Consider the following 26,559-nt stretch of genomic DNA (forward strand, 5'->3'; position numbering starts at 1 on the left):
GGCGCCTGGCGTCGCCGCGTTCAATGCCGCCTGCAACGCGGGCAATGCCGCCCATGCCTGGCCTCGGCCGGCGGGAGTTCAGCATAGAGCCGTGGAGAGACCGGATCGGTTAACGCGTCGTTAACCAAGATTAACCGAATCTATCCTCCATCGGAGGAGATTCGAACCGTGAACGCTGTCAGTCAAACCGGGCCATCCATCCGCTTTCGTGGGCGCTCCTTCATGGCGATGACGCTGGTGGCGGACGTGCCGCTGGCGGCATGGCTGGCCGATTTCGATGTGTGGCTGCAGCGCTCTCCGGGGTTCTTCACCGGCCGGACCGTGGTGCTCGATCTCGCCGGCACGGCGCAGAGCAAGGCGGAGGTGGAGCGCTGGATCAGCGAACTGGCAACGCGCGGCGTCCGGCTGGTCGGGCTGGAGGGCGTGCGCCCGAGCCTTGTCGATGCCGGCATGCCTCCCATCCTGCGCGGAGGGCGCGACGCCACGCTGGCCGCCGCCGAATTCGCCGTTGCGCCGGCGGAGGCGCGAAAGCCCGTCGAGCCGGTCAACCTGCTGGTCGACCGGCGCGTGCGCTCCGGCCAGTCCATTGTCTGCCTCGAGGGCGACGTGACCATCATCGGCTCGGTCGGCGCCGGCGCCGAGATCATCGCCGGCGGATCGATCCATGTTTACGGCACGCTCGCCGGCCGGGCCATCGCCGGAGCGACGTTCGGTGCCTCGGCGCAGATCTTCTGCAGCAAGCTGGAAGCCGAACTTCTGGCCGTGGACGGCATCTACCGGACGGCCGAGGACATCGACGACGCCTTCCGGGGCAAGGCGGTCCGCGTGTCGACCGACGACGAGACCTTACGACTCACCGCGCTTTAGGAGCGAAGCAAGACATGGCTAAGATCATCACAGTCACGTCGGGAAAGGGCGGCGTCGGCAAGACGACGACCACCGCCGCCATCGGCGCGGCCCTGGCCCGCACCGGAGACAAGGTCGTCGTTGTCGATTTCGACGTGGGGCTGCGCAATCTCGACCTCATCATGGGGGCGGAACGGCGGGTCGTCTACGACTTCGTCAACGTCATCCAGGGCGATGCCCGCCTGCCGCAGGCGCTCATCAAGGACAAGCGGCTGGATTCGCTGTTCCTGCTGCCGGCCTCGCAGACCCGCGACAAGGACGCGCTGACCGAAGAGGGCGTGGACCGGGTGATCGGCCTGCTGGCGCAGCATTTCGACTGGGTGATCTGCGATAGCCCGGCGGGCATCGAGCGCGGGGCGACGCTGGCCATGCGCCATGCCGAGATCGCCATCGTGGTGACGAACCCGGAAGTCTCGTCGGTGCGCGATAGCGACCGTATCGTCGGCATCCTCGACGCCAAGACACTGAAGGCCGAACGCGGCGAGACGGTGGACAAACGCCTGCTGCTGACGCGCTACGACCCGGTTCGCGCGGCGCGCGGCGACATGCTGAAGACCGAGGACGTTCTGGAAATCCTGTCGCTGCCGCTACTGGGCATCGTGCCGGAGAGCGCGGACGTACTCAAGGCGTCCAATATGGGCGTGCCGGTCTCGATCCACGAACCCAACAGCGCGCCCGCGCGCGCCTATCAGGACGCGGCGCTGCGCCTCAAGGGCGAGAACATCGCCATGGAGTTGCCGCGCCAGCGTGGCGGCCTGTTCAGCAAGCTCCTGCGGAGGGCGGCATGACCCTGTGGAAGCGCCTTTTCTCAAGCGGCAGCGCCCCCCAGGCGCGGGAACGGCTGCAGATTCTGCTTTCCCACGAACGCCAGGTGCTGGGCGGCGACGATCTGCTCTCGCGCCTGCGCGAGGACATTCTGGCCGTCGTCGCCAAACACGTTCCCTGCGGGCAGGACAACGTGAAGGTTCGCCTGGAGCGCGGCACGCCGATGTCGATCCTCGAAATCGAGGTCGAGGTGCGCGGGGACATCGATCTGGCGATCAGCCGCGCGGCCTGACGGCGCGAACGAAAAAAGTCAGGACGAAGCCAGGACACATCCGGCGGAAGCGTCCCCGCCGCCGCGTTCCCGCGGTGGCGGCGGCCGCGTGGAAGGGCGCGCATGGGCCGGCAGCGTTCCCAAGCGGGCTTCGCGCACGGCCGCCTCTCAGCGGCGGGCGGGCCCGCCGAGTTCGGCGATCTCGACCTCGGTCAGATAGCGGATCTTTTCGCCGCGCAGGATGAAGGCGAGGCGGGCGGTTTCCTCCAGTTCCTCGGCATTGTTGACCGCGTCCTCAAGGTCCCTGCCCAGCACCACCACGCCATGCGAGGCGAGAAGGAAGGCATTGACCGGGTGCGCGCTTGCCGCGCGCGCGAGGTCGCGCCCGATCTCCGGCGCGCCGGGACGGTAATAGGGGATCACCGGGAGGTAGCCGACCCGCATCACGTAATAGGGCGTGAAGGGGCGCAGCGCGTTGTCGGTGGGCAGGTCCTCCAGGCACGACAGGGCGGTGAGATAGGTGGAGTGCAGATGCACGATCGCCCCCGCTTCCGGCCGGCAGTCGAACAGCGCCTGATGGAAGGTGAATTCCTTCGAGGGTTTGGGACCGGCGACCGGCTTTCCCGCGGCATCTATCCGCGCCAGATCGGCCGGGGTTATCCGCCCCAGGCTGCCCCCGGTCGGCGTGACCAGAAAGCCGCCATCGTCCAGCCGCACCGAGACGTTTCCGGCACCGCCGACGGAATAGCCGCGCTCGAACAGGCTGCGGCACAGGCTGCACAATTGCTCTGCCTTGGAGGTTGCGGTCATGTTCCAAGCCTCGACGCTGGATGTAAGGGCTCCGGGACGGATGCCGATTGCGGATGTTCTGCCGGCTATTTCGAGATCGCCCAACTGGTGAAGCCGGGCACGTAGGTCACCAGCGCCAGCGTGGCCAGCATGATGGCGATGAAGGGCAGCATGGCTCTTGAGAGCTTCATCACCGGCACCCCCGAAATACTGCTGGCGAGATAGAGCGCCGTTCCCACCGGCGGCGTCAGCAGGCCGATGGTGAGGTTGATCACCATGATGAGGCCGAACTGCACCGGGTCCACGCCCAGATGCGCCGCCACCGGCCCCAGGATCGGCGTCATCAGCAGGATCGCCGGGCCGCTGTCGAGGAACATGCCGACGATCAGCAGCATGACGTTGATGAGCAGCAGCAGCAGGATCTTGTTCTCGGTCAGGCCGAGAATGGCACCGGCGATGGTCTGGGGCAGCCTTGCATTGGTCAGCAGCCAGCCGAACAGCGAGGTGGCGGCGATGATGGCGGCGATCACCGCGGTGGCGATGGCTGCCTCCATGCAGATCTTGGGAATGTCGGCGAGGGTGAATTCCTTGTAGACGAACAGCCCCACCAGGAAGGCATAGACGGCGACCACGGCGCCGCCCTCGGTGGGGGTGAACACGCCCATGCGGATGCCGCCGATGATGATGACCGGCATCATCAGGGCCCAGCTCGCTTCCTTGAAGCGCCGCCACTTCTCCGCGCCGCTCACCCGCCCCTCGGTGGGATAGCCATGCCTGAGGGCGAAGAAATAGGAATAGAGCGCGAAACCGAGGCCGATCACGATGCCGGGGGCGATGGCGGCCAGGAACAGATCGCCGATCGAGGCCTGGTTGGAAACGCCGTAGATGATGATCGCGATGCTCGGTGGCAGGATCAGCGCGAGGCTGCCCGAGGACGCCACCAGCGCGGCGGAGAAGCCGGCATCGTAATTGCGCTTCTTCATCTCCGGGATCATCACCGAGCCGAGCGCCGCGACATCGGCCACGCCCGAGCCCGACACGCCGCCCATGATGACGCCGCTGGTCGCCACGACATGGGCGAGACTGCCGCGAATGTTGCCGACCAGCGCCAGCGCCAAATTGATGATGCGCCGGGTGATGCCGCCATGGCCCATCAGCGACCCCGCCAGCATGAACAACGGGATCGCCATCAGCGGGAAGGAATCGACCGAGGTGAACAGACGCTGGCCGAACAGCGCCATCGGGTAGCCCTGATAGACGATCGCGCCGAGGGAGGCGAGGGCGATGCCGAAGGCGACGGGAACGCCCAGAACCAGGAACAGCGCAAAGCCGCCGAAGAGAAGAAGGGCAATCATGACGCGCTCTTTCCGCCGGAGGCCATCTTCTGCCACGCGGCGCGCAGCGCGAAATAAAACAGGGCGGCCCCGCTAAAGGGGATCACCACATAGACGCAGTACATCGGTATGCCGAGCGCGGCGCTGCGCTGATGCAGGCCGAACGTCATCAGCGACACGCCGCCCACGACCAGCGCCAGGCCGACCACGGCGACAAGCAGGGCGTTCAGCACCGTGAGCCCGCGCGACGGCTTGGCCGGCAGCAGCGAAACGAGGAGATCGAGGGCGATATGCGCCTTGGACTGGAAGGCCGCCGCCATGCCGAGGAAGGTGATCCAGACGAAGATGTACCTGCCCACCTCTTCGGACCAGCTCAGCGAATTCTCCAGGACATAGCGGGAAATCACCTGGGTGAAGGTGATGCCCATCATGGCGAAGATGAGCGCCGCGATGGCCCAGAGAAGGATTATGTGCAACAGCCGATCAAGCTTTTCCAAGCCGCTCTCTCCCTTAGGCTGCACGCCGCGGCGGGCATCGCCGGCGGCGCACCGCCCGGGGCGGCGTGAGCTTTCGCCCCGCACCGTTCCCGGGTGGCGCCGCCGGCGTTGCCGCGGGCAGGCCCTTATGCGTTACCGGCCCAGTTCCTTGAGGATGCGGTTGTAAAGGTCGCTGTCGACCTTGGTGGCGAAGGCCTCGTGCGCGCCGACGGCAGCGGCCGCGATCGGCGCCGTGTCGGGATGGGTGACCTGCATCCCTCCGTCGACCATCTTCTTCAGCATCTCGGCGGTCTGCGTGCGGACGGCCTCGTTCTCCGCCTTGGTGGCCGCGGCGGCAGCCTCGACGACGATCTTCTGCTGCTCGGGCGTAAGCTGGTTCCAGCGCAGCTCGCTCATCGTCAGGGTCACGTACTCATATTTGTGGTCGGTCATGGCGAGGTACTTCTGCACCTCGTTGATGCGGCCGCCATAGATGAACGGGATCGGGTTCTCCTGCGCCTCGATCACGTGCTGCTCAAGGCCGGTATAGACCTCGCTCCACGCCATCGGGGTCGGGTTGGCGCCGATGGCACGCCAGGTGGTGACCATGGCGGGAATCTCGGGAACGCGGATCTTCAGGCCCTTCAGGTCCTCGATGCCGTTGATCGGCTTGTTCGAGGTCACCTCGCGCGAGCCGCGCTCCCACCAGTCGAGGATGCGGACATTGGCGTTCTTGAGCACGTTGGCGGCGATCTCCTCGCCGATCGGCCCCTGGATGACCTTGTTGAACTCCTCCTGCGACTTGAAGAGGTAGGGCAGTTCCAGAAGCTGGATGGAAGGCGCGAAGTTGCCGAGCACGCCGGCGATCAGGCCGAAGTCCACGGTGCCCATCTGCATGCCCTCGACCAGGTCGCGGTCGCCGCCGAGCGTCGAGTTCGGATAGATGGTCAGGGTGATCGTGCCGTTCGAGCGGGCCTCCAGCTCCTCCTTGAACTTCTGGGCCCCGAACTGCCACAGATCCTGTTCGGACTGGATATGGCCGAGCTTGAGGTTGAGCACCTCCTGCGCGGAAGCCGGGGAGGTCGCGGAGGCGACCAACAGCGCTGCGGCGGCAGAAAAAAGCGCCGGCTTAAGAATTTTCGCAAATGATTTCAGCATTTGTATCCTCCTTGAAGCTTGTGTTCTGTTATTCCGCGGGCGGCGGTTCGCCGTCCGCGACGTTCGCCGTCAGTTGCCGCGCAGGATGGCGTCGGCTTCCGCGAAGAAGTCCGGCCCGCCGAAATTCCCGGACTTCAGCGCCAGCGCCACGGGACGGCCGCCCGGCGGCGTGCTGCGCAGGGCCGGGGCACCGGGCGCGATTTCCGGCCCGATCTCCAGCGCGGTCAGGCCGAGCCCCTCGACCACCGCTCCCGAGGTCTCGCCGCCGGCGACGACCAGACGCCCGATTCCGGCGGCGACCAGAGCCCGGGCGATGTCGGCGAAGGCGTGCTCGATCGCCGCCGCGACCTTCTCCCGGCCATAGGCTTCCTGCGCGGCCCGGACCTGAGCGGGATCGGCGGAGGAGAACACCAGAGGGCGCCCGGCCTGTGCCATGGCCCAGCCGGCGATCGCCTGCGGATCGAGCCGGCCGGAGACGGCGTCCTCGGCCGTGATCTCGAGGGCGGGCAGGCCGGCGTCGCGATGCCGGCCCACCTGCCCGCGCGTCGCGGTGGAGCAGGAGCCCGAGAGCACGACGCAGGTCCCTTCCACGCCCTGCCAGGTGCTGCCTTCGCCGGAAAGAAGCCCCTGCCGGCGGAAATTGGCGGGCAGCCCCATGGCGATCCCCGATCCCCCGGTCAGCAGCGTCGCACCGTCCAGCGCCGTGCCAATTTCCATCAGGTCGGCGTCGGACAGGGCATCCACCACGATCAGCCGGGCGCCTTTCGCATCGGCGTGCGCCAGCGCCTCGGCGATGGCGGCGGCGCCGCTGCGCACCTCGGGAAAGCGGACATGGCCGATCGGCATCGCGGTCTGGCGCGCCAGCCAGCGGCCGATATCGGCATCGGTCATCGGGTTCAGCGGATGGTGCTCCATGCCGCTTTCGTTCAGAAGCCGGTCATGGACGAAGAGGTGGCCCTGGTAGATGGTGCGGCCGGCGCCGGGAAAGGCCGGACACACCACCACCTTGCGGGCATCGAGCGCCTCGGCCAGGGCCTCGGCGACGGGCCCGATATTGCCCTCGGGCGTGCTGTCGAAGGTGGAGCAGTATTTGAACAGGAACTGGGTGCAGCCCTGCGCCTTCAGCCATTCCAGCGCCTGAAGCGACTGCGCCACGGCCTCCTTCGCGGGGATGCTGCGCGACTTCAGCGCCACCACGCCGGCCTCGACCGATGGGGCGGCGCCGGTCGTCGGCACGCCGGAGAACTGGGTGACGCGCATGCCCTGCTTCGACAGGGTGTTGGCCAGATCGCTGGAGCCGGTGAAGTCGTCGCCAATGCAGCCGAGAAGCATTTTTCAAGCCTTTGCAGAATATCCGGTCGCGGAGAGCGCCCCGTCAGGGCGTGTCCGGCGTCTGTTCGCGAATGTCCCAGTAGGTCTGGATCACGGTGGCGAGGTGCTCGCGCATCGCCGCCTCGGCGCGGTCCGCATCGCGGTCGCGGATGGCCTCGAAGATGTGGCGGTGCGCGGCCATGGCCTTGCGCAGACCATCGGGATGGCTGAGCGAGAAGCGGCGCTGCTCCTCCAGCAGTTCCAGCACGACGTGGTAGAGCGCATCCAGCAGCGGGTCCTGCGCGATGCTGCCGATGCGATGATGGAAGGCATCGTCGGTGGCCGAAAAGCCGAGGATGTCGTCGGTGCAGCTCTCGTTCTTCAGCAGCAGCGCTTCAAGATCGGCGACATCCTTGTCGGTCGCCAGCCGCACCGCCTCGCGGACCAGGGCGACCTCGACGAAGATTCGCGTGTGCTGGAACTGGCGGATCCCCTCCGGGCGGGCGACCAGCATCCGGGCCGCCCCCGACAGAAGCTGCAGCAGGTCGCGCGGATCGGGCTCGGTGACGCGCGTGCGATCGCCGTTCGACACCGACAGCATGCCGGTCTTGCTCAGCCACAGCAGTGCCTCGCGCACGGCGGGACGGCCGACGCCATAATGCGCCATCAGGTCACGCTCGGAGGGCAGGCGATCACCCACCGTCAGCTCGCCCGACAGCACCCGCTCCTCGATGTCCTTCGCGATCCGGTCGGACAAGCGGTCCCGGCGCAGATGGGTCGGCGTCCCGAAACCGCTCATGCGCCGAGTTTCCCCGTGATATCGCGCTTGGCGGCAACGATGGCGGCCAGAAAACGGTCACGCCATTGGCGCCGGGCCGGCAGGTCCTGCGCGGGGACCTGCGCGCGCATCTTCGCCTCGATGGACCCGACCAGTTCGGGCGTCCACTCGCGCGGGTCCGCCTGCTCCCTGGCAAGCCCGTAATACATCGGGCCGAGATTGGTGCAGTACTCGGCGACACCGTTGGCGGCGTTCAGGTCGATGGTGGCGAACGGTCCCATGAAGCACCAGCGCAGGCCCAGCCCGTCGGCGACCGCCGCGTCGACCTCTTCGGGGGTGCAGATGCCGTCCTCGACCAGCCGGAAGGCCTCGCCGAGAAGCGCGCTCTGCAGGCGGTTGACCACGAAGCCGTTGATCTCGCGCGTCAGGGTGATCGGGCTCTGGCCGAGGTCGCGCATCAGGTCGCGGGTGAAGTCCAGCGTCGCGGTCGCGGTCCACGGGGCGGGGATCAGCTCGACCAGCGGGATGAGGTGTGGCGGGTTGATGGGATGGGCGACGAGGCAGCGGGCGGCGCTGTTCAGCCCTTCGGTGAAGACGGAGGCAGGGAAACCGGAAGTCGAGCTGCCGACGATGGTCGTCGCCGACAGAAGTGCGTCCATCTCCCGATAAAGCTCCTGCTTGATCGGCAGCCGTTCCGGCGCGCTCTCCTGCACATAGTCGGCCCCTTCCAGCGCGTCGGCGAGGCTCGATGCGATCCGGCAGCGGGTGGCGAGGGCGGCATCGGCGTTGGCGACGAAAGCGAGGGCGGCCTCGGCGGCGGCGGGAGTGCGATCGTAGATCGCCAGATTGTGGCCGGCGCGGGCAAAGACCAGCGACCAGGAGGAACCCACCACGCCGCAGCCGACGATTGCAATCTTCATGTCTTTCAACCCTCTGACAATTCGGCGTGAGGCCACGGCCCCACCCACTCACCCGCACGAACGGCGACGGCCACGAACATTGCGTGTGCCGCTCGATCAGTTGTTCTGGTATGACAGGTTAATTGCTTGATCGTCAACCTGGCAAGCGTTTCCGCGCCACCGCGCCACCGCCGGCGAATGGAAGCGAGCCACGTCACACCGCCCGGCTGAAGGCCGAACGGGCTCCCGCCCTCGAACGCAGCGCGCCGAGCACCGGGCTGCGCTCCCGCGGCTGGACGTTCAAAAAGGTCGGCCCATGCACGGGAGCAGGAGCGTGCGGATGTCCTGAAGTGGCGCCGGGACTGGTTCGAAGCCCAGCCCGGGCTCGATCCGGCCAGGCTCGTCTTCATCGACGGGACCGGCCTGTCCACCAAGATGGCCCGCCTGCGGGGCCGCTCCAGCGCCGTGGTCATCTTGGTGTCGCCGAAGACCGAGGGCCATCCGCCGAAGGCGAGGTCGGTGGTGATGATGACCAGCTCTGCTCGTAGAGCCAGCAGACGAGGTGGAACAGAAGCTGACCACCGGACCGAGCGAAGGGGGATAGCGCCGAGTAAGGACGCCGGTCGTCTCTTGCGACGCTTGGAGCTCGGCTCGAACTCGCGGCCTCGTGCGGGCGCTGCCGAGAAGAACTCCTGCCATAACGCGTCCTTCGCCTCTCGGCTCAGGATGGCGTCACGACTCTCCGGGACCAAACACCTAGAACGCCTCGCAACGGGCAACGATCTAAGCTGGATTGTCCCGCAGGCTGACGAGCATGTCGCTCCTTTCGCTTCGCCAATCTGTCAGTTGCGGCGCAGACGCGGGAGACCGGTCTCACGCCGCGGTCGGCTCGGCAATGAGCCCAAGTGCGGCTTCAAGCCCCTCAGGCGAAGGGGTCGGCCCGAACCAGCCGATATAGCCGTCCGGTCGTATGAGCCAGGTCATTCCTGACGCCGCTCCGAAGGTGGCGGCGAATTCGCCGTCCGCATCGTGCAGCAGCGGCATGTCCTCGCGGTCGGCCAAAGCGCAATCCTTCGGGACGATGGCGAAGCAGCTTACCGCCTCGCCGAGCGCCTTTTTCGCAAGGCACCCTATTTCGACGAGTGCCTCAAGCACCGCCTCGTCCGCTGCATAGCAGAACAGTACGTGCCGCCCCCGTCCTAGCCGCTCATGAAGTCGGAACGGCAATCCCACATAGGTCCGCCGCAGTCCGCCGGCATCGGGTACGCGATCCCCCGCCGCGATCCCCTCTTGAGATGGATCGCCCCGCTCGTCTCGGACGATCGAGCTGCCGCGATAGGTGACCAGCAATTGGGTCTCGCGCATGCCAGGCAGAGGAGAACGCTGCGCCAGCGTCTCGTTGAGCGCGCGGCTGGTGTTCTCAACGAGATCGAGGCCGACCGCGCGGCGCTCGCTCGAATAGCTCTCGAGCAAGCCGGCGGAAGCGCGGCCCCGCTGCGCCAATGCCAGCTTCCAGGCCAGATTGTAGGCGTCTTGCAAGCCGGTGTTCAGCCCTTGCCCGCCGACCGGAGGATGCATGTGCGCGGCATCGCCGGCGAGGAAGCCGCGTCCCTTGGCGTAGCTCGATACGATAAGGTGGTTCACACGGTAGACCGACGACCAATGCATCGTGTCCAGCCGCGTGCCCTCCGGCAGCAATGGCGTCATGAAGGCGCAGATCTCGTCGAAGCTCGGCGGTGTCGGGCGCTCGCCTTCCCCCGTATGCAGCAAGGCGTCGGGTAGGACAGTCGAGAGCCGGTAGCGCCTGACCGAGCCGGCGACCGGCACCGCCACGAGCGTGGTCGCCGGGCGCTCGCCGCCCGCGCTGAGATTGAAGCGGTAGAAGCGCCCGCGCGGCAGGTTCCAGTCGATTTCGAGATCGGCCAGCACGAAGGTTTGCGGGAACTGGCCGCCTTCGAGGCTCAGCTCGAGCCCGGAGCGGACAGCGCTCCGACCCCCGTCGCAGCCAACGATGAAGCGGCTCTCCACGGACCGCGTCGCGCCGTCCGGCCCGGATAGTTCGGCGTGCACGCCGTCTGCCGTCTCGTCGAAGCTGGTGAGCGTCCAACCGTAGTCTACCGTGCCACCATGGCGGTGCAGGCAGGCTTCGAGAATCCGCTCCGCCTCGTACTGTGCCAGCGAGAGGCTGCCGAATGGCAAAATGTCGGGAATGTCCATCGACGGGCCTGGGGCTCCGTCATTGAAGGTAGTGACGCCGTATAGCCAGGTCCCGGCATCGATGGCGTCCTGAACGATGCCAAAATCATCGAAGAGCTCCAGCGTCCTCGCTGTGATGCCCAACGCCTTCGTGAAGAAGGTCCGCTCATGCATTTTATCGACGAGCAGCACCTGGAGGCCGTCTCGCGAAAGTGCTGTTGCGAGGAACAACCCCACCGGCCCTGCGCCGACAATCAGGACATCAACGCTGGTCGTTTTCATGGATCAAGACAACAATCTCGGCATGGTTTGGGTAGCGACGAAACAATCAGATCGCTGGCAATACAGGAGAAGTTGGGACGGCTAAAGTACCTATGAGAACGGGGGGACTGCAACCCCGGTGGATCTTATCCACGGCCGAAGCGGCGCTCGGTCATGTCCCTGATGGTGGTGTAGCTTCCGAGGGCCACCACCATGCCGGCTTTGTCCGGGCTGGTCAGGTCGCCACAGCTGGCAGGCTAACGATGGGATCATCGCTGATCGGTGCGATGCTTTCCAGTGTGATGTAGCGGGCGCGCTGTACGGCCCATTCGTCATTCTGCTCGAGCAGGATGGCGCCGGCGAGGCGGGTGATGGCGGCCTCGTTGGGGAAGATGCCGACGACCTCCGTCCTGCGCTTGATCTCGCCGTTGAGCCGCTCCAGCGGGTTCGTTGAGTGCGGCTTGGCATGATGCTGGGTCGGGCAGGTCATGTAGGCCAGTACATCGGTCTCGGCTGTGTCCATCAGGGAAGCCAGCTTGGGGGCCGTCGGCCTGAGCTGGTCGGCAACCCTGCGCCATTGCTGGCTGGCTGCTGCTGCATCGTCCCGGGCGAAGGCGGTGGCGATGAAGACCGAAACGACGCGCCGTCCCGAGCGGCCGGCATGCGCCAGGGCATTGCGCATGAAGTGAACCCGGCAGCGTTGCCATGTCGCGGTGAGCACTTTCGAGACGGCCGCTTTGATGCCTTCATGGCTGTCGGAGATGACGAGCTTCACGCCGCGCAGGCCACCTATGAGAACAGCGGCAGTCCGACCTCCGCCATCGAGTCGCCGCCGACAACGGCAAGGCTGTGACGGAGCCGACGAGCAGCGCAATAGCAGCCATTAGTCAGCGAAAGAGTGCTCGCGTAGCGGACGCCATTGGCCGGGTCTCTGGAAATTGCCTGGCCGGACCGGCTGCATAAGGATCGGCAAAGCTGTGGTCGCTCCCGGCGAATGGATATACCATCGGTAAATGAATATCTTGGCGGCGGGCTATGGCGCCGCTCTTGACCATCCAATCGTCGGCACGTCTCACAGCTGGTCGCAGAATTCCGATACCATGACCGATAGCCCCGTTCTGGAAAACGAAGACAAGCCTAGCCTCAAGATGAGCGGGCTCTATCGGTTGCAGCGGGTGTCGACAACCGATTTTGACCCTAGCGACCGGTTCGATGCCTGGCGCGAGACCGCCTACAGCATCGCCGATCTCGAAGTGCCGGCGGACGACGAGGCAGAGCTGTTCGGCACCAAATATGCGGTACGCGGGGCGATCGGCAATTTTGCCTGCCATGCGGGGTCGTTGCACCGTACCGTTGTCTCCCGGGCGACACGGCTCAGCGGTGCGCTCGACGCCATAATCATCTCGCTCATGGCGGAGGGTTGCGTTGGGCTTGAGAGCCCCGGTGGCGAGCAGCCCATTACGCCCACCGGCCGCCTCGTCGCTTACGATGCTACGAAGGCGATGCGCTATCACTGGAGCGTCGGGAAGGAAATCTACATCGTGCTGCCCCGGGCTAAGGCACTGGAAGCCTTCGGCGGCGAACTACCGGGCCTGGTGTTGCCGCTCGATACCATACCGCTCGGGGTGATGGTGCGTGACCATATGGCCGCGCTCGACCGGCACGCCGAGCACCTCGACCTCAAGGAAATGGCCATTGCGCTCGACGCGCTGCACACATTGGCGCTGCTTTTGCTCCAACGCATCGGGCGCGGACTGAGCGACTGGGAACAGCCGGATCCGAATGCGCTTTTCCTGGCCGCCAAGCGTTATATCCGGGCGAATTACAATGTGTTCGACTTGTCGCCGGAGGCGATCGCCCTCGCCGTCGGCTGTTCGCGGGCGACGCTGTACCGAGCCTTCACCCAGAATGATACGACCATCATGGACACGGTGCGTGACATCCGGCTCGCCATGTCCCGCCGGCTGATCGAGGCTGACACGGGGCGAAGTATCTCCGTTATCGCCTATGATTGCGGCTTCAAGGACGCTTCGTCGTTCGGCAAGCTGTTTCGCAGCCGGTTCGGCGTCTCGCCCGGCGCGTGGCGCGGCAAGTTCAGCTGAGCCCTCGCCGCCGCCGGCGTGACGGGCCGGCTTATGATCCGAATGGTTCAGGCGTCTCAACATTGGTCGTGATGTATCAGCGAGCCGTGCATGACGAGAAAGATATTGCGGGTCGTGTGATCCTCATGCTTTTCCAACAACTAAAGGTTACGTGCGACGCTAAGGGCCCAGGCCGCTCGGCCACGCCGGAGGATGCTGACGATGCCGGCTGTTGCGACTCCCCCGATGAAAACGCAGCGACAGGCCGTGCGACTGCTCAGAGCGACGGCACTGTCGACCTTCCTTGGCTTGGGGATGACGATCCTCACCAGCCCCGTCTACGCCGCAAACTTCAATGTCGGCAGCGATGCTGATTTGCGCAGCGCGATCAGCAGCGCCGGCAATGGCGACACCATCACCTTCACGGCCAACATCACGCTGACGGGCAATTTGCCGAATGTGACGACGAACGTCACCTTCGTCGGCGGCGACCACACTCTCTCGGGCGACAATCAGTATCGTGGTCTGTTCGTGCAATCCGGGACAGTCGCGATCAGCAATCTCACCATCACCGGCGCCCTCGCGCAGGGCGGTAGCGGCGGTAGCGGCTATCGGGGCGGAGGCGGGGGCGGGGGCGCCGGACTTGGCGGAGCGCTGTTCGTCGCCAATGGCGCGCATGTGACAGTCGATAATGTCAATCTGCAGAGCAGCGCGGCGCGCGGTGGTGCGGGCGGCGATGGCACCGGCAGCGGAGTTGTCGCGACCAGCGGCGGCGGCGGCGGCTATTGGCCGACCGGCGCCAATGGCGGCAATGCCGGTCCTTTCTCAAGCGGCGGCGGCGGAACGGGCGGGGGTGGCGACGGCGCTGACGGCGGCAATGGCGGCAATGGCGGGTTCGGCGGCGGCGGCGGCGGGTCAGGCTCGGCTTATGGCGGCAGCGGTGGTTTCGGCGGCGGTGGTGGCGGTGGTGACGGCAGCACCATGATCTCCGGCGGGTTCCTGGCAGGCAAGGGAGGCTCCGGCGGACCTACCGGCGGCGGCGGCGGCGGCGGGGGGGGTATGGGCGGCGCGATCTTTGTTCAGGACGGCGGTACCCTCGCCGTAAATGGCCCTCTCAACGTTTCCGGCAACGCCGTTTCCGGCGGCGCCGGGGGCAGCGGTCTCGGCCGGGGCGAGGCTGGTGGATCGAGCGGGACGGGTATGTTCCTTGCTGGAAACGGTTCGCTCGTCATCACGCCCGCCGATGGCCAGACCGTCAACATATCCGACGCCATCGCCGATCAGACCGGTGTCGGTGGTACAGGAGTCGATGCCGGCAGTTGGTCACTCGTGAAAAACGGCGCCGGCACGCTGTCTCTGACCGGGGCGAACACCTATAGCGGCGGTACCACCGTCAATAGCGGCGTGCTGCGCGGCAACAGCCTCGGAATCCAGGGCAGCATTCTGAACAACGCCCAGGTCATTTTCGATCAGAGCGCCAGCGGCATCTATGCCGGCAACATGACGGGCACGGGTACCCTCATCAAGACCGGCACCGGCAACCTCACGCTCGAAGGAACCAACACGCAGGCAGGCGGCACGCGGGTCGAGAGCGGGGTGCTGTTCTTCCGCGACGATGCCAGCCTCGGCCCGACGGGAATGGCCATCGACCTCGCTGGCGGCGAGATCGGGATTGGCACGGCAAACGGGCAGGCGGTGGATCGCGCCCTGACGTTGACCGGAACCGGCGGCATCTATGTAGGGCCGAACAGCAGCACCCCGCAGGCCCAGGTCACCTGGAACGGCGCGATCGGCGGCACGGGCGCCCTGATCGTCACGGGCGGGGGCATTCTCGAACTGGCCGCGAACAACACCTACACCGGCGGCACACGGATCGTGGACGGCAATGTAAGGTTCACGACCGATGCCAATCTCGGCGCGGCCGGCGCGGGGATCGCGTTAAGCAGCGCCGGCGTCGGAACGACCGCGAATGCGGTTGCCGGGCTGGCCATAGACCGAAATCTCACGGTGACGGATTTCGGCGCCATCTACGTCCAGAACAATCCGCTGATTTGGAGTGGCGACATCAGCGGCAGCGGCCGGCTCGGCAAGAACGGTGGCGGCGTCCTGCAACTCACGGGCACCAACACCTATACCGGCGGTACCATGATCGAAGAGGGCACGCTGCAGGTCGCGTCTGACGATAAGCTTGGCGCGGCCGGAACCGATATCCTTATGGTCAATAATGGCCACCTCTGGGCGAGTTCGAGCTTCACCACGGATCGTTCCATTACATTGATAGATGCTGGTGGCGGCTTCCAGCTCGATACCGGCACCACGCTGACATTGACCGGCACAATCGGGTCGGGCGGAACAGGAGCCGGCACTCTCAGCCTGGTCGGCACGGGCACGCTTATCCTCGCTGCCGCTGCGGACACCTATGGCGGGATCAACAATTATGGCGGTACCATCCAAGGCAACACCAGCAACCTGCTCGGCAATCTTAGCTTCGACAATAATGCCGACAACACCAATGCACGTTCGGTGGTGTTCGATCAGGCGACCGACGGCACCTTTGCCGGCGATATTACCGGCATGGGCAATACGCTCGGGCTCGGCACCATCACCAAAACCGGCGCCGGAAAACTGACTCTCACAGGCACCAGCAAGTTCCAGTCGCAGATTCCGGGCCTGGCCGAATTCACAGTTCAGCAGGGTATCCTGCAGGGGACGAGCGCAAACCTGCTGGGCGACATCGTCAACAATGCCGCGCTGATCTTCGACCAGACCTTCGACGGCACCTATTCCGGCAGCATGAGCGGTGCCGGCACGCTGACCAAGAACGGCAGCGGGAAGCTCATTCTCACGGGCGCCAGCACCGTGGGTGGCGGCACCACCATCAATGACGGCGGCTTGGCCGTGAACGGCCACCTGACCAGCAATGTCATCGTCAACCAGGGCAGCACGCTGAGCGGCAGCGGCAACGTTACCGGCGACATCACCAATAATGGCGGCACGATCAAGCCCGGCAATTCGATCGGGCATCTCACCGTGGATGGCAACTTCACGCTCAACAGCGGCACGCTGGAGATGGAGATCAATGCCGCCGGCGACAGCGACCGGATCAGCGTCGTCGGCCCCGACCACAGGGTGATGATCAATGCCGGCACGCTCGACATTTCCGCGGAGCGGGGCATTTACACGCCCGGCACGACCTACACCATCATCACCACCGAAGCCGGCGGCACGGTCACTTTCGGCGACGTGACCGGTGGCACGGCCTTCCTCACGCCTGAGGTCTCGATCGATCCCGAGCACATCTATGTCACGCTGGCGCTGCAGCCCGGTGCCTTCCGCGCGGGCGGGTCGACCATCAACCAGCGGGCGGTCGGTGGCGCGCTGGATGCCATCGCCGCTGCCGGCGGTTCTGCCGACCTCATCAATACGGTGGCCAGCGCGCAAATCGGCCAAGGCAGCGCCGTGCTGCAGACGCTGAGCGGGCAGCCCTATGCCGACTTCGCCACGGTCAATCTGCGCGCCAGCCAGTTGTTCATGAACACGGTGGGGCGGCAGATGTCGGTCGCGCGCGGCGGTGCCCTGGGGGGCGAGCGGGCTTCTCTTGCTGAACCCGGTTCGGACACGCTGGCGGGCTTATCCGCCTGGATGAGCGGTATCGGCAGCACTGGCAGCATCGAGGGAAATGCCAACGCTTCCGGTCTCGACTATTCCCTGGGCGGCACCGCCTTCGGCATCGATTACCGCGTCAATCCTGGCTTCCTTGCCGGCATTGCCGGCGGCTATGTCACCGGCTCGCAATCGGTCGACGGCTTTGCCGGCGACACCGATGCCGACACGATCAGCGTCGCCGCCTATGGTTCGTTCACGAACGGCGCGTTCTATGCCGACGGGCTGGCCGGCTACGCCAATGCCAGCAACAGTATGGACCGGCTGGTCGGAGGCGCCAGCCTGCCGTCCGGCATCGCCAGGGGCGACACCGATGCCGGGCAGTTCATCGGCCAGATCGAGACCGGCTACAGATTCGACCTCGCGACATCGTTCACAGCCGCCATCACGCCATTCGCTAGGCTCCAGGTGATCTCGCTCGACCAGGACGGCTTCACCGAAACCGGCTCCAGCCCCTACAACTTGGCCGTCGCCTCGCAGTCGACCACCTCGGTGCGCACCACCTTCGGCGCCGATTTCACCGCGAGCTTCGATCCCGGCAACGGCTTGCCGCTCGATCTCGGGCTGCGGCTCGGCTGGGTGCACGAGTTCGACGACACCACGCAGGCGATCACGGCCGCCTTTGCCTCCGCCCCCGGCGCCGACTTCACCGTCTACGGCGCCGCGCTGCCGCGCGACAGCGCATTGATCGGCCTGTCCGCCGCCGCAAAACTCAACGACAGCAGTTCGATCTTCGCCAGCTATGACGCCGAAATCGGCGGCGGCGACGACAACCACCAGCTCTGGGGTGGATTCAAGATCACGTGGTGAGCCACGTCCCCTGAACCGGCCGCGCATCTTCCAGGTTCTTCCTCACTTTGTGTGGTTCATTCGCCGGTAGCGACAGGGTCGCTATGGGCGAGCATGCGAACGAAATCGAAATGGTCGCCCGACCCAGGGGTCAAGATACTGGGTGTCGCGTTCACTGCTGATGACGGATGGGTTGTTTCCGCTGCCGGGTCCGCGATCGGCATTTGCCCGGATTGTGGACGTCGAAGCCGAAGTCGGCATGGCCGGTCCCGCCGCAGCCTCCAGGATCTGCCGGTCCAGGGTCTGTCGGTGACAGTGAAGCTCCCGCCGAGCCGCTGGCGATGTGTACATCCGCAATGCGAGCGACAAACATTCACCGGCCGACTGCCGACGGTTGCTGCTCCGTATGCGCGCCGGACGAGAAGGGTCGGAGAGATTGTCGGCCTGCTTGGCCACAGCGCTGGCGGCCGTCCTGGCGAGCGATTAATGCAGCGGCTCGGCATGCCGGTCAGTGACGACACCATCCTGCGGCAGTTGATGCGGGATGCCGGGATTGCTCAACGCAATTCCGAGATACCGGTAGTCGGTATCGATGATTGGAGTTGGCGGCGGGCGACGAGCTACGGAACCATCATGGTCGACCTCGAGCGCCGCTCGGTCATCGACATCCTGGACGCTCGAAGCGTCGAGAGTGCGGCCACCCGGCTGCGTGACCATCCTTGCGTCGAGATCGTCAGCAGGGACCGCTGCGGCCTTTATGCGCAGGCTACCCGTGAAGGCGCCCCGCAGGACCGGCAGGTCGCCGATCGATTTCATCTGGTCCAGAACCTACGCTCGGCAATCGAAGAACAGATGAGCCTTTCCGGGCGTGCCACCGGCGGAGCTATTCTTTCGGAAGCCGCAATTGTCGACGCTGCCACGCATCGCCGGCGCGCCCGTCTTGCGCATAGGTAATCCCGCCAGGAAATATTCGACATGCTCCACGCTTTGCGCCAGCAAGGGCTGTCCTACGGCGAGAAGTACCAGTCGTTCGAACGAGAGGAAGAGGCCGTCCAGCTGTTTCTAGGGTTGCTGCGCAGCAAGCGAAAGCGCGGCTATCGCGCGATTTCCAGAGAGGCGGCGAAGCGTGCATCAACGCCGGCGTCTTGCGCACCAGGCGACGCTACCGGGAAATTGGCGCTCAACAACGACGCCGGGATGACCTCGGCCGAATAGCCGCTCTATCGTGTGAGAACCGGCCCTGTCTCTCGGCCCCGCATCTGCTGCCGAGCGTGCTGCTGGTGCATATCCCGCAGCATGGCAGCGTGCCGGTAGGCATCGGGCACGCGCCCTGGCTCACGCAGATCGTCCGCCGTAAGGCGCCGGCGACCGGCCTCGACGATCATCGCCGCGCGACCTCACAGAACCCTCCAGAGTCAGAGCCCTTATTCCACGCCGATTCACAGTAAAGACCTCACATCCGTGACCGGTATGGGCGCTCAGAACGTGCCGGTGAGGCCGAGGCGCACGGTGCGGCCGGGGGAAGGCATGGCGGTATTGGCAAGCGCGTCGATATAATAGAGGTCGCCGACATTCTCGACGGACGCATTCAGCATCAGGTTCGGGCTGACCTTGTAGCTGCCGAACAGGTCAAACACCGTGTACGGCACCCAGGGGGCGGTGAAGCTGAGATTGCTGGCCGAGAGCGGCACGGCGCGCGCGCCCACATGGTTGAGGCGGGCGCCGAGCACCAGCCGGTCCTCGAAGGCGCGCAGGCCCAGGGTGAGGGTCGCCGTCAGTTCGGGCGGAATATGGTTCATGCCGTAGTCGCCGTTCAGCCCGTCATTCACGCAGGGCTCGCCGAGGTCGCAGAATTCGACGTTCGTGTAGTAGTTGAGCGAGAATTCCGTGAAGATGAAGCCGGCATCGTAGCCGCCACTCACTTCGACGCCCGAGAACACCGCCTTATCGATGTTACGCGTGGTGTAATAGGCGATTGTCTGCTCGGTGTGGTCGACACGCGAAATGTAGTCTTCGTAATTGTTATTGAAATAGGACACTTTCATGCGGAGCTTGTCGCCTCCGACGAGGAGGTCGCTCCTGAGCACGTTCAGCCCCAGTTCCCAGTTGCGCGCGATCTCGGGTTCGAGGTCCGGATTGGGAAAGAGGAAGGATTCGCTGTAGGCACTCTCGCGCAGGCTCGGCGGGCGCATGCCCTCGGCATAGAGCGCGTAGAACTGCAGGCCCTCCCAGGGCGAGACGATCACGCTCGCCGTCGGACTGAGGCGTCCGCCGCTCTTGTCCTTGAACTCGACGTCCCAATTGTCGGGGATCAACTCTGGATCGGAGCCGTCATGCGTCGAGTAGAAATCGTAGCGCAGGCCGCCATTCAGCGTCAGCCACTCGGTCGCGATCAACTCGGCATTGGCGTAGATGCCGCCGACGCCGCGCGTGCCGGTGAGGGATTGCTGGAGGAGACTGCCAGCGTCGCCGTAATAGAGCGATCCGTCCGCATCCTCCCAGGAATAGGAGGCGCCATAGTCGACCTTCGCCGCCCCGAGCCGCGTCTCGAAACGCGAGACGTTCGAGACCTCGCCACCATAGGTCGTCGTCGTGCTGGGGCGCTGCGTCTCATGGGGGTAGATGCCCCATTCCGGCAGGATCACGCCCGGAAAGGCGTACCAGGTCACCTCGTCGATATGGGTGGCCCAGATATTGGCCCGGAAGTCGATCAGCGCGTTATCGGCCGGCACCCAGTGATATCGGGCGGTGTAGGTGTCGACGATGGTGCTGCTGAGGCCGATCTGGCGCGTGGAGGTGCTGTTCGGGCGCACAACCGAGGGAGATACTTCGCCATAGTCATTGTCGTAGCGCATATAGCCGAGTTCAAGACTGTGGTCCTCGGCCGGGCGCAGCGTCGCCTTTATCAATCCGGAGCCCATGTTTTCCGATGTGTTGAACACTTCGGTGCCCGGCAGATAGGGCGAGAGGTCGCCGGTCACCGGCCGGCCCTGGCTGTTGAGCAGCGTGTACTGCGTCTCCCCGTTCGTGCCGGAGAAATAATTGCCTGAGTTCCGCTTGGCGAAGGCGGCGACGATATCGAAATTCTCCTGGCGCACGCCGGCGGCGATGCTGCCGGACCAGTTCTCGAAATCTTCGAGCCCCGGGCCGCCAGCGCGCCGCTCGGTCGTGAAGCGCGGGGGAGGGGCGATGCCGTTATCCGCGTCGCTGGCGCGGATACGCACCCCATACTCCTTGCCCTCTTCGACAATGTCGCCGACGTTCAGCGTCCGGATGCCGACGACGCCGCCGATGACGCCGGCGCCTTCCGCGCCGGAATCCGGACCCTTGGAGATGTCGACCCCACCGATGAGATCAGGGTCGACATAAACGCGGTCGTCGACGCCCTGATAGCCGCGCCAGGTCGAACTCGCCTGCACGGTGCCATCGACCGTCACCTTCACCCGGTTCTGCCCTTGAAGGCCGCGGATATTGACGTCCATCGCGGCGCCGTTGCGGTTCATCGAGGAGATGACGCCGGGGGTGCCGATGAAGATATCGCCGGCCGATTGCGGCGGCAGGCGCTCGATCTGCTCCTGCGAAATGTGGCTGGACGAGCCGGCCGTCTCGAACGGAAGATCGACGGGCGACGCAGTGCTGTTCACGGAGATGGTTTCCAGAAGCTCCGAACCGTCCTCCAGCCTGACGGCGCCGTCGGCCGGTCGTGGTTCCAGCACCAGCGAGCGCGGCCCGCTCGCCCGCACGACGAGGCCGGAGCCGGCGGTCAGCCGGGCCAGCGCTTCCTCCGGCGTCATCGTGCCCGCGAGCGGCGCGCTCACGGCTCCGGCCGGCAGGGCGACGGAATAGGCGATGCGCCAGCCGCTGATCGTGCCGACCCGGCTGATGGCGTTGGCCAGAGGCTGGGAGGGCATGTCGAAGCGGTAACTGGCCGGGCTCTCCGCCTGCGCCATTGCCGGGGTGGGGACGGGCAGCATGGCGAGCGCCGTTCCGCAGAGAAGCAGCGCGGCGAGGGGGCGGGCGAGGCGGGAGCCGGGGACGCGCGGGCGGCGAAGCAGGAGGGACGACATGAGAAGGCGAGGTCCTGTCTGAGTGCGGGACCCTTCACCGGCCCCTTCAGCCTCTCAAACGGGCGGCGGTCTCATGTCCTCACCCCACCTTTCGACGAAATCGCGCTTTTCAGTAGATGACCGTCATCAGCGGCAAATGAAGCGCGCGCGCGCTGATCGCCGCGGCAAGCGTGTCCAGCGATCCCGATGGATCGTCCAGCGGGAAGCTTCCCGAAACCCTCCGCCCGCCAAGCCCGCTCCTGACAACGACGCGTCCGCGCAGATAGCGGCCCAGTTCCTGGGTCACCTCGCCGACCGGCCGCTGCTGGACGACGAGGCGCCCGGACATCCAGGACAGGGCGGCATCGAGATCCGCAGTGCCGGCCTGGCCCGGCCGGCCATCCTCGATCCGTATCTGCTCGCCCGGCGACAGCAGGACCGAAGGCAGATCCCGCGCGCCTGTCACGCGCACCGCGCCATGCGCCACGGTCACCGCGTTGGCCGCGCTGAACTGCTCGACATTGAAGGCGGTTCCGACGACGCGGATGCCGTCGCCGCGCGAGGTCACCGTGAAGGCGGGGCTGCTGCCCGGCACCACGTCGAAGAAGGCTTCCCCACGCAACAGCCAGACATGGCGTTGCTGCTCGTCGAAGGTCCACGAAAGCGCGGTGTCGGGAGCGAGCCTTGCCACTGATCCGTCGGGCAGGGTCACGGTCGAGACGAGCGCACCGCCGGACACCGCGTCGGCCTGCCAGTCCTCGACGAAATGAGGATCGACGAGCCACAGGCCAAGGCAGGCGAGGCCGGCCACGGCCATTGCCGACAGGGCTGAACGCGGCCGGAAAAGAGCGGCGCCCATCAGCCGGGCCGGCCGCCGGCGGGCGGCGAGATTGCGCGCCGGCTCGTCCAGCCGGGCCCAGAGCACGCGCATCTCGTCGAAGGCGCGACGGTTGGCCGGCTCGGCATTCAACCAGGCCTCCATCTCGGCCGCCTCGGCGGGCGTCAGCGAGCCGCCGGCCCGCTTGGCCAGCCACAGCGCCGCCCTGTCATGCCGGCCGTCCGCCTCGATGTGCTCCTCGGGATCCGGCAGTGCCGGCATGTCGCTCGCTCCCCTGCGTGCGGCGTGAATCGCACCTGCCCGTTGAAACGGGCGGGATGGTCGGTTCCTCACATATGGATAGAAAGAATCTCAACCCGGGCCAAGATGCGCGGCGAGCCGCGACTGGCAATGGCGCAGCGCGCGCGCAAGATGCTTCTCCACGGCGCTGACGGATATTCCGTAGCGGCGCGCGATCTCGGCATTTGGCATGTTTTCAACGCGATGCAGCAGGAATATCTCGCGGCAGCGCGGGCTCAGCTCATTCAATGCCCCCTGCAGCGCCGCGACCGCGGCCCGCCCGGAGGCCACGGCATCGGGCATCGCCGGTTCGCACGCCATCTGTTCCGGCCGGAGGGCCCCCAATATGCGGCCGCGCCGCGTTTCCATCCGGCCATGTTCGATCGCGGCGTTGCGGGCCGAGGCGTAGAGCACCTTGGTGTCGTCATCGAGCGTGCCATGGCTTCCGGCCCGCAGCACCCGGCAGAACACATCCTGCACGATCTCGGCGGCGACGTCGCGGTCCTTCACCCGCCGTGCGACCAGTGCTTCAAGCTGCCGGCCATGGAACACGAACAGTCGTTCCAGGCGTTGCCGCCAGGATATCATGCCGCGCCCCCGCGGAGGTCGCTGCACTCATACGCAAAAATCACCATTGCAAAGCAGGAATGAAGCATGAATCGACGTGCCTTCGGCGCCTGATACGCCACAGCTATTATCAGTCATGTAAATATTCAGCAAACCTAATGGTTTTTAGGAAATCTAAAGAGGGACTATGTTGAATTATTATATTTAACAACACAGTATATTCATATCGAGATGCGCTCGCCCATCAAATCCCCACCCGACGATGGGACCCACTTTTGATGACATTGGGGATCGCGGGCGCGGACACCACGCCGATTCGCAGTCTGGAGCGGAACGGCGGCTAAATTGTCGCTATCCGATAGCAGACCAACCGCTCCGGCCCCCAAACCGGCCAATCGTCGTCATCCTAGCGAACTTCTGCTCTGGCGGGTCGTTAGCTTCAGCAGAGGTAGCCAATAACCTATTTGGATTGTGTTTTCGTTTTGAGCGCGGTGCTTTCGCAAGAGCTGGGTGCTATCGCGTCTCGCGCTGCTGGACCGTTCTCGGAGCAAGCTGTATCGACCGCAGAGCCCCCGGCCTATGCCCCATCGTCCGCTTGAAGGCGCGGCTGAACGCAGCGTGCGAGCCATAGCCGAGCCGGTCGGCGGCTGTCTCGATGGGAATCTTGTCCCGTGTGATCCACTGTGCCGCAAGACGCATCCGCAGTTCGGTGAGATAGCGCAGCGGTGTCATCCCCGTCACGTCGAGAAAACGTGCGGCGAACACGGAGCGGGAACTGCCCATGACCGAGGCAAGTTCGGCCACCGTCCATTCGCGACCGGGATCGCGGTGCACGGCCGCAATGACGCGCGCAAGCCGGGGATCGCGCAGCGCGGCCACCCATCCGGCGGCGGTGCCACAGCCGCATTCGACCCATGCCCTGACGATGAAGACCGACACCACCTCGGCGAGGCGGGCGAGGATGCCGGCAAAACCTGCACGGTCGCCGCGGGTTTCCCGTTCCATAGCCTCCAGCATCGGCAGCAATTCGGGATAGCGATCCAGCAATGTGCCGACCGACATCACCGATGGCATCAAGGCGACCAATGGGGTCATGCCACCGAGTTCGAGCTCCATGCAGCCGCTGAAGATCACGACATCGGTGCTGCGGCAGAGATCGGTATCGCAGGCATTGATCGCGGCGACGGTGTCGCAGAGCGGAGCCTCTGCAAAGGCTGATACCGTGCGGCATGGCAGGTCCGGCGCGGAGAGCAGGTCGTGCGCCCCGCCATGCGGCAACAACACCGCTGATCCGGCCTCCAGCTTTTCGACATCGCCCTCGGGTCGCCGCAGATACACCGTGCCACGCGAAATGAAATGAAACTGCGCACGACCCACCTCATTGCCGAAATGCACGCCGAATGGCGGGGATATCTGAATACGGCGATATTTCAGGCCGACAAACCGCATGCCGCCGAGCAACTCACTCACGACGTCAGTGAAGGGGGATAGCCCGGCGGAGGTCGCATCTTCGGACGAATGATCAAGCATGACGGATATTCTGGCATAGTTCGTCTTGCCAAACCAGCTTAGCCTGTTGCAATGCAACATCCTTCTCTGGAAAGGCAGACGAATGAGTGACACGCTTGCGGTGGACGCGACACAAGCGCCCGCCATCTCCCCGGCATGGGCGGCCGTCGGCTCGATGACGCTGGGGGTTTTCGGTCTGGTAACGGCGGAGTTTCTCCCCGCCAGCCTGCTGACCCCGATGGCAGCTGATCTCGGCATCACCGAAGGAACTGCAGGTCAGGCCGTGACGGCAACGGCTCTGGTAGCGATGGCTGCCAGCCTGCTGGTCTCGGCGGTGACGCAGCGCATCGATCGGCGCAACCTCATGGTCGCCTTCTCAATCATGCTGGTGATCTCGAACCTTATCGTGGCGTTCGCACCGAACCTGCCTCTGCTCATCCTCGGCCGCGTGCTGCTGGGGTTGGCGCTTGGCGGGTTCTGGGCGATGTCGGCGGCATTGACCATGCGGCTCGTGCCTGAGGCGATGATACCGCGTGCGCTGTCGATCCTGTTTAGCGGGGTTTCGGCGGCGACGATCTTCGCCGCTCCGGTCGGAAGCTATCTCGGCCATCTCGTCGGTTGGCGCGCCGTATTCCTGCTGGCTGCGGCCATGGGCGTCGTGACGATCATCGCCCAGATCGTGACCTTGCCCCGCATGGCACCGACCGGCACGGCGAGGCTCCGCACGCTGGTCGACGTTCTGCGCCGGCCGGGCGTCGCGTTGGGCATGTCGGCGGCAATGCTCGCTTTCGCGGGTCATTTTGCGGTCTTCACCTATATCCGGCCGTTCCTCGAGACGGTCACCGGCATCGGCATCAACGCGCTCTCCGGCATTCTGCTCGGCTTTGGACTGGCGAACTTTGTCGGCACGCTGGCGGCCGGCCCGCTGATCGAGCGTAGCCTGAAAGCGGCTCTGCTCGGCATGCCGCTGCTGATGGCCGCACTGGGTGTCGCCCTCGTCACTCTCCAGGCGGATCCAACGGTACATACCCTGCTGTTCGCCCTCTGGGGCTTTGCCTTCGGCGGCGTTCCGGTCGCATGGTCAACCTGGCTCACCCGCGCTGTGCCGGATCAGACCGAAACCGCCGGCGGCCTGCTCGTCGCGTCCGTTCAGTTGGCGATCTCGGTAGGAGCTGCCGGTGGCGGTGCGATACTCGCGGTCGATGGCGTGACCGGCACCTTTGCCGCCGCCTGCCTGCTTCTGGTGATTGCCGCGCTGATCGTCCTGTTCGGCGTACGCACTCTGCCGGGCAACGGTCGCGCAACGGCGCTGCACTAGATGCATGATGCGGTGGCTGAACGGCGCAGGGGATGTTCAGCCATCGCATCGCTTTCAGTATTGGACTCGAAGCCCTCGGCTCACCGCAGCGTGTCCGCCGCTAGCTATTTGGCCGCTCGGGTAGCTTGGCGAGGAAAGGGTCAATCGTTGCGGCCTGTCGGACGGGCAGCTTAACGTGCCGAAGCTGCCACCTCTTGCCGGAAAGCACAGGGCTTCAAAGGCTCTCATCGATGATCCACGGGGCTAGCGACTTCGGAAGCGTTGCATTCAGTCGTAAGGGAGGGGCACCCCATGCGTGTTGGACGGTTCACAGCCCTGCTGTTCA

General features: G+C 65.5%; 19 protein-coding genes and 5 pseudogenes. 9 read left to right on the plus strand and 15 right to left on the minus strand.

Annotation, left to right across the window (positions count from 1 at the left end; translation table 11 throughout):
* The first annotated feature begins 168 nt into the window (after nucleotides 1–168).
* From minC to minE, 3 genes are read left to right on the plus strand one after another with little or no spacing between them, the layout of a single operon-like run.
* Complete coding sequence (gene minC, locus KHC23_RS03865) at nucleotides 169–867, plus strand: septum site-determining protein MinC (protein WP_271188645.1); 699 nt, start codon at nucleotides 169–171, stop codon at nucleotides 865–867.
* Nucleotides 868–881: 14 nt separating this feature from the next.
* The gene (gene minD, locus KHC23_RS03870) at nucleotides 882–1,694 is read left to right on the plus strand and encodes a septum site-determining protein MinD (RefSeq protein WP_213369701.1); all 813 of its coding nucleotides are present in this window, start codon (nucleotides 882–884) and stop codon (nucleotides 1,692–1,694) included.
* A complete protein-coding gene (gene minE / locus KHC23_RS03875) occupies nucleotides 1,691–1,963 on the plus strand; it encodes a cell division topological specificity factor MinE (RefSeq protein WP_213369703.1) in 273 nt (90 codons plus the stop codon). Before minD ends, minE begins: the two co-directional genes overlap by 4 nt.
* Before the next feature lie 147 nt (nucleotides 1,964–2,110).
* On the opposite strand, the gene otnC is transcribed toward minE, so the two are convergent.
* The 7 genes from otnC to KHC23_RS03910 all read right to left on the minus strand — a co-directional run bounded on the left by otnC (nucleotide 2,111) and on the right by KHC23_RS03910 (nucleotide 8,708).
* Nucleotides 2,111–2,752 carry a 3-oxo-tetronate 4-phosphate decarboxylase gene (gene otnC, locus KHC23_RS03880; protein WP_213369705.1) on the minus strand — a complete coding sequence of 214 codons (642 nt, stop codon included), beginning with the start codon at nucleotides 2,750–2,752 and terminating at the stop codon, nucleotides 2,111–2,113.
* Nucleotides 2,753–2,817: 65 nt separating this feature from the next.
* The gene (locus KHC23_RS03885; protein ID WP_213369707.1) at nucleotides 2,818–4,086 is read right to left on the minus strand and encodes a TRAP transporter large permease; all 1,269 of its coding nucleotides are present in this window, start codon (nucleotides 4,084–4,086) and stop codon (nucleotides 2,818–2,820) included.
* Nucleotides 4,083–4,562: a TRAP transporter small permease gene (locus KHC23_RS03890; protein WP_213369709.1), complete on the minus strand. Its 480-nt coding sequence runs from the start codon at nucleotides 4,560–4,562 to the stop codon at nucleotides 4,083–4,085. Before KHC23_RS03890 ends, KHC23_RS03885 begins: the two co-directional genes overlap by 4 nt.
* 132 nt (nucleotides 4,563–4,694) lie before the next feature.
* Nucleotides 4,695–5,699 carry a TRAP transporter substrate-binding protein gene (locus KHC23_RS03895; protein WP_213369711.1) on the minus strand — a complete coding sequence of 335 codons (1,005 nt, stop codon included), beginning with the start codon at nucleotides 5,697–5,699 and terminating at the stop codon, nucleotides 4,695–4,697.
* 69 nt (nucleotides 5,700–5,768) lie between these two features.
* Nucleotides 5,769–7,031 carry a 3-oxo-tetronate kinase gene (gene otnK / locus KHC23_RS03900; protein WP_213369713.1) on the minus strand — a complete coding sequence of 421 codons (1,263 nt, stop codon included), beginning with the start codon at nucleotides 7,029–7,031 and terminating at the stop codon, nucleotides 5,769–5,771.
* 43 nt (nucleotides 7,032–7,074) lie between these two features.
* Nucleotides 7,075–7,809 carry an FCD domain-containing protein gene (locus KHC23_RS03905; protein ID WP_213369715.1) on the minus strand — a complete coding sequence of 245 codons (735 nt, stop codon included), beginning with the start codon at nucleotides 7,807–7,809 and terminating at the stop codon, nucleotides 7,075–7,077.
* A complete protein-coding gene (locus tag KHC23_RS03910; protein WP_213369716.1) occupies nucleotides 7,806–8,708 on the minus strand; it encodes a 3-hydroxyacyl-CoA dehydrogenase in 903 nt (300 codons plus the stop codon). Before KHC23_RS03910 ends, KHC23_RS03905 begins: the two co-directional genes overlap by 4 nt.
* Nucleotides 8,709–8,911: 203 nt before the next feature.
* Between KHC23_RS03910 and KHC23_RS03915 the strand changes: the two are divergent.
* Nucleotides 8,912–9,146 (plus strand): annotated as a pseudogene (locus tag KHC23_RS03915) (IS630 family transposase); the annotation flags it as partial.
* Here the strand turns inward: KHC23_RS03915 and KHC23_RS03920 are convergent.
* The 4 genes and pseudogenes from KHC23_RS03920 to KHC23_RS03930 all read right to left on the minus strand — a co-directional run.
* Nucleotides 9,146–9,285: pseudogene (locus tag KHC23_RS03920) on the minus strand (ATP-binding protein); the annotation flags it as partial. The pseudogenes KHC23_RS03915 and KHC23_RS03920 overlap by 1 nt on opposite strands.
* 2 nt (nucleotides 9,286–9,287) lie before the next feature.
* Nucleotides 9,288–9,386: pseudogene (locus KHC23_RS24840) on the minus strand (IS481 family transposase); the annotation flags it as partial.
* A gap of 174 nt (nucleotides 9,387–9,560) precedes the next feature.
* Entirely contained in the window at nucleotides 9,561–11,165 is a 1,605-nt protein-coding gene (locus tag KHC23_RS03925) for an FAD-dependent monooxygenase (RefSeq protein WP_213369718.1), read from the minus strand.
* A 214-nt stretch (nucleotides 11,166–11,379) separates the two neighbouring features.
* Nucleotides 11,380–11,931, minus strand: a pseudogene (locus tag KHC23_RS03930) (transposase); the annotation flags it as partial.
* A gap of 226 nt (nucleotides 11,932–12,157) precedes the next feature.
* Here KHC23_RS03930 and KHC23_RS03935 point away from each other — a divergent pair.
* The 4 genes and pseudogenes from KHC23_RS03935 to KHC23_RS03950 all read left to right on the plus strand — a co-directional run bounded on the left by KHC23_RS03935 (nucleotide 12,158) and on the right by KHC23_RS03950 (nucleotide 18,892).
* Nucleotides 12,158–13,246, plus strand: coding sequence for a helix-turn-helix transcriptional regulator (locus KHC23_RS03935; RefSeq protein ID WP_213369720.1), 1,089 nt, complete (start codon nucleotides 12,158–12,160; stop codon nucleotides 13,244–13,246).
* Nucleotides 13,247–13,471: 225 nt separating this feature from the next.
* Nucleotides 13,472–17,698, plus strand: a complete 4,227-nt coding sequence (locus KHC23_RS03940) for an autotransporter domain-containing protein (protein ID WP_213369729.1) — start codon at nucleotides 13,472–13,474, stop codon at nucleotides 17,696–17,698.
* 93 nt (nucleotides 17,699–17,791) lie between these two features.
* Nucleotides 17,792–18,694, plus strand: a pseudogene (locus tag KHC23_RS03945) (ISL3 family transposase); the annotation flags it as partial.
* Nucleotides 18,680–18,892 carry a WGR domain-containing protein gene (locus tag KHC23_RS03950; protein ID WP_373878513.1) on the plus strand — a complete coding sequence of 71 codons (213 nt, stop codon included), beginning with the start codon at nucleotides 18,680–18,682 and terminating at the stop codon, nucleotides 18,890–18,892. The pseudogene KHC23_RS03945 and the gene KHC23_RS03950, both read left to right, overlap by 15 nt.
* Before the next feature lie 263 nt (nucleotides 18,893–19,155).
* On the opposite strand, the gene KHC23_RS03955 is transcribed toward KHC23_RS03950, so the two are convergent.
* The 4 genes from KHC23_RS03955 to KHC23_RS03970 all read right to left on the minus strand — a co-directional run bounded on the left by KHC23_RS03955 (nucleotide 19,156) and on the right by KHC23_RS03970 (nucleotide 24,937).
* Complete coding sequence (locus KHC23_RS03955; protein ID WP_213369731.1) at nucleotides 19,156–21,744, minus strand: TonB-dependent receptor; 2,589 nt, start codon at nucleotides 21,742–21,744, stop codon at nucleotides 19,156–19,158.
* A 109-nt stretch (nucleotides 21,745–21,853) separates the two neighbouring features.
* Entirely contained in the window at nucleotides 21,854–22,822 is a 969-nt protein-coding gene (locus tag KHC23_RS03960; RefSeq protein ID WP_213369733.1) for a FecR family protein, read from the minus strand.
* A 90-nt stretch (nucleotides 22,823–22,912) separates the two neighbouring features.
* Entirely contained in the window at nucleotides 22,913–23,428 is a 516-nt protein-coding gene (locus KHC23_RS03965; RefSeq protein ID WP_213369735.1) for an RNA polymerase sigma factor, read from the minus strand.
* Nucleotides 23,429–23,920: 492 nt separating this feature from the next.
* Nucleotides 23,921–24,937, minus strand: a complete 1,017-nt coding sequence (locus KHC23_RS03970; RefSeq protein WP_213369737.1) for an AraC family transcriptional regulator — start codon at nucleotides 24,935–24,937, stop codon at nucleotides 23,921–23,923.
* An 82-nt stretch (nucleotides 24,938–25,019) separates the two neighbouring features.
* Here KHC23_RS03970 and KHC23_RS03975 point away from each other — a divergent pair, with 82 nt between their 5' ends.
* A complete protein-coding gene (locus KHC23_RS03975; protein ID WP_213369739.1) occupies nucleotides 25,020–26,234 on the plus strand; it encodes an MFS transporter in 1,215 nt (404 codons plus the stop codon).
* The last annotated feature ends 325 nt before the right edge of the window (nucleotides 26,235–26,559 follow it).

Source organism: Ancylobacter dichloromethanicus, assembly GCF_018390645.1.
Classification (GTDB): Bacteria; Pseudomonadota; Alphaproteobacteria; order Rhizobiales; family Xanthobacteraceae; genus Ancylobacter; species Ancylobacter dichloromethanicus.

Bases quoted from the DNA above. Each gene is read 5' to 3' on its own strand.
- KHC23_RS03975 (WP_213369739.1), top strand. From the start codon at position 25,020: ATGAGTGACACGCTTGCGGTGGACGCGACACAAGCGCCCGCCATCTCC.
- KHC23_RS03935 (WP_213369720.1), top strand. From the start codon at position 12,158: ATGAATATCTTGGCGGCGGGCTATGGCGCCGCTCTTGACCATCCAATC.
- KHC23_RS03895 (WP_213369711.1), bottom strand. From the start codon at position 5,699: ATGCTGAAATCATTTGCGAAAATTCTTAAGCCGGCGCTTTTTTCTGCC.
- minD (WP_213369701.1), top strand. From the start codon at position 882: ATGGCTAAGATCATCACAGTCACGTCGGGAAAGGGCGGCGTCGGCAAG.
- KHC23_RS03965 (WP_213369735.1), bottom strand. From the start codon at position 23,428: ATGATATCCTGGCGGCAACGCCTGGAACGACTGTTCGTGTTCCATGGC.
- KHC23_RS03970 (WP_213369737.1), bottom strand. From the start codon at position 24,937: ATGCTTGATCATTCGTCCGAAGATGCGACCTCCGCCGGGCTATCCCCC.
- KHC23_RS03925 (WP_213369718.1), bottom strand. From the start codon at position 11,165: ATGAAAACGACCAGCGTTGATGTCCTGATTGTCGGCGCAGGGCCGGTG.
- KHC23_RS03885 (WP_213369707.1), bottom strand. From the start codon at position 4,086: ATGATTGCCCTTCTTCTCTTCGGCGGCTTTGCGCTGTTCCTGGTTCTG.
- minE (WP_213369703.1), top strand. From the start codon at position 1,691: ATGACCCTGTGGAAGCGCCTTTTCTCAAGCGGCAGCGCCCCCCAGGCG.
- KHC23_RS03955 (WP_213369731.1), bottom strand. From the start codon at position 21,744: ATGTCGTCCCTCCTGCTTCGCCGCCCGCGCGTCCCCGGCTCCCGCCTC.
- KHC23_RS03910 (WP_213369716.1), bottom strand. From the start codon at position 8,708: ATGAAGATTGCAATCGTCGGCTGCGGCGTGGTGGGTTCCTCCTGGTCG.
- otnK (WP_213369713.1), bottom strand. From the start codon at position 7,031: ATGCTTCTCGGCTGCATTGGCGACGACTTCACCGGCTCCAGCGATCTG.
- KHC23_RS03960 (WP_213369733.1), bottom strand. From the start codon at position 22,822: ATGCCGGCACTGCCGGATCCCGAGGAGCACATCGAGGCGGACGGCCGG.
- KHC23_RS03940 (WP_213369729.1), top strand. From the start codon at position 13,472: ATGAAAACGCAGCGACAGGCCGTGCGACTGCTCAGAGCGACGGCACTG.
- KHC23_RS03905 (WP_213369715.1), bottom strand. From the start codon at position 7,809: ATGAGCGGTTTCGGGACGCCGACCCATCTGCGCCGGGACCGCTTGTCC.
- otnC (WP_213369705.1), bottom strand. From the start codon at position 2,752: ATGACCGCAACCTCCAAGGCAGAGCAATTGTGCAGCCTGTGCCGCAGC.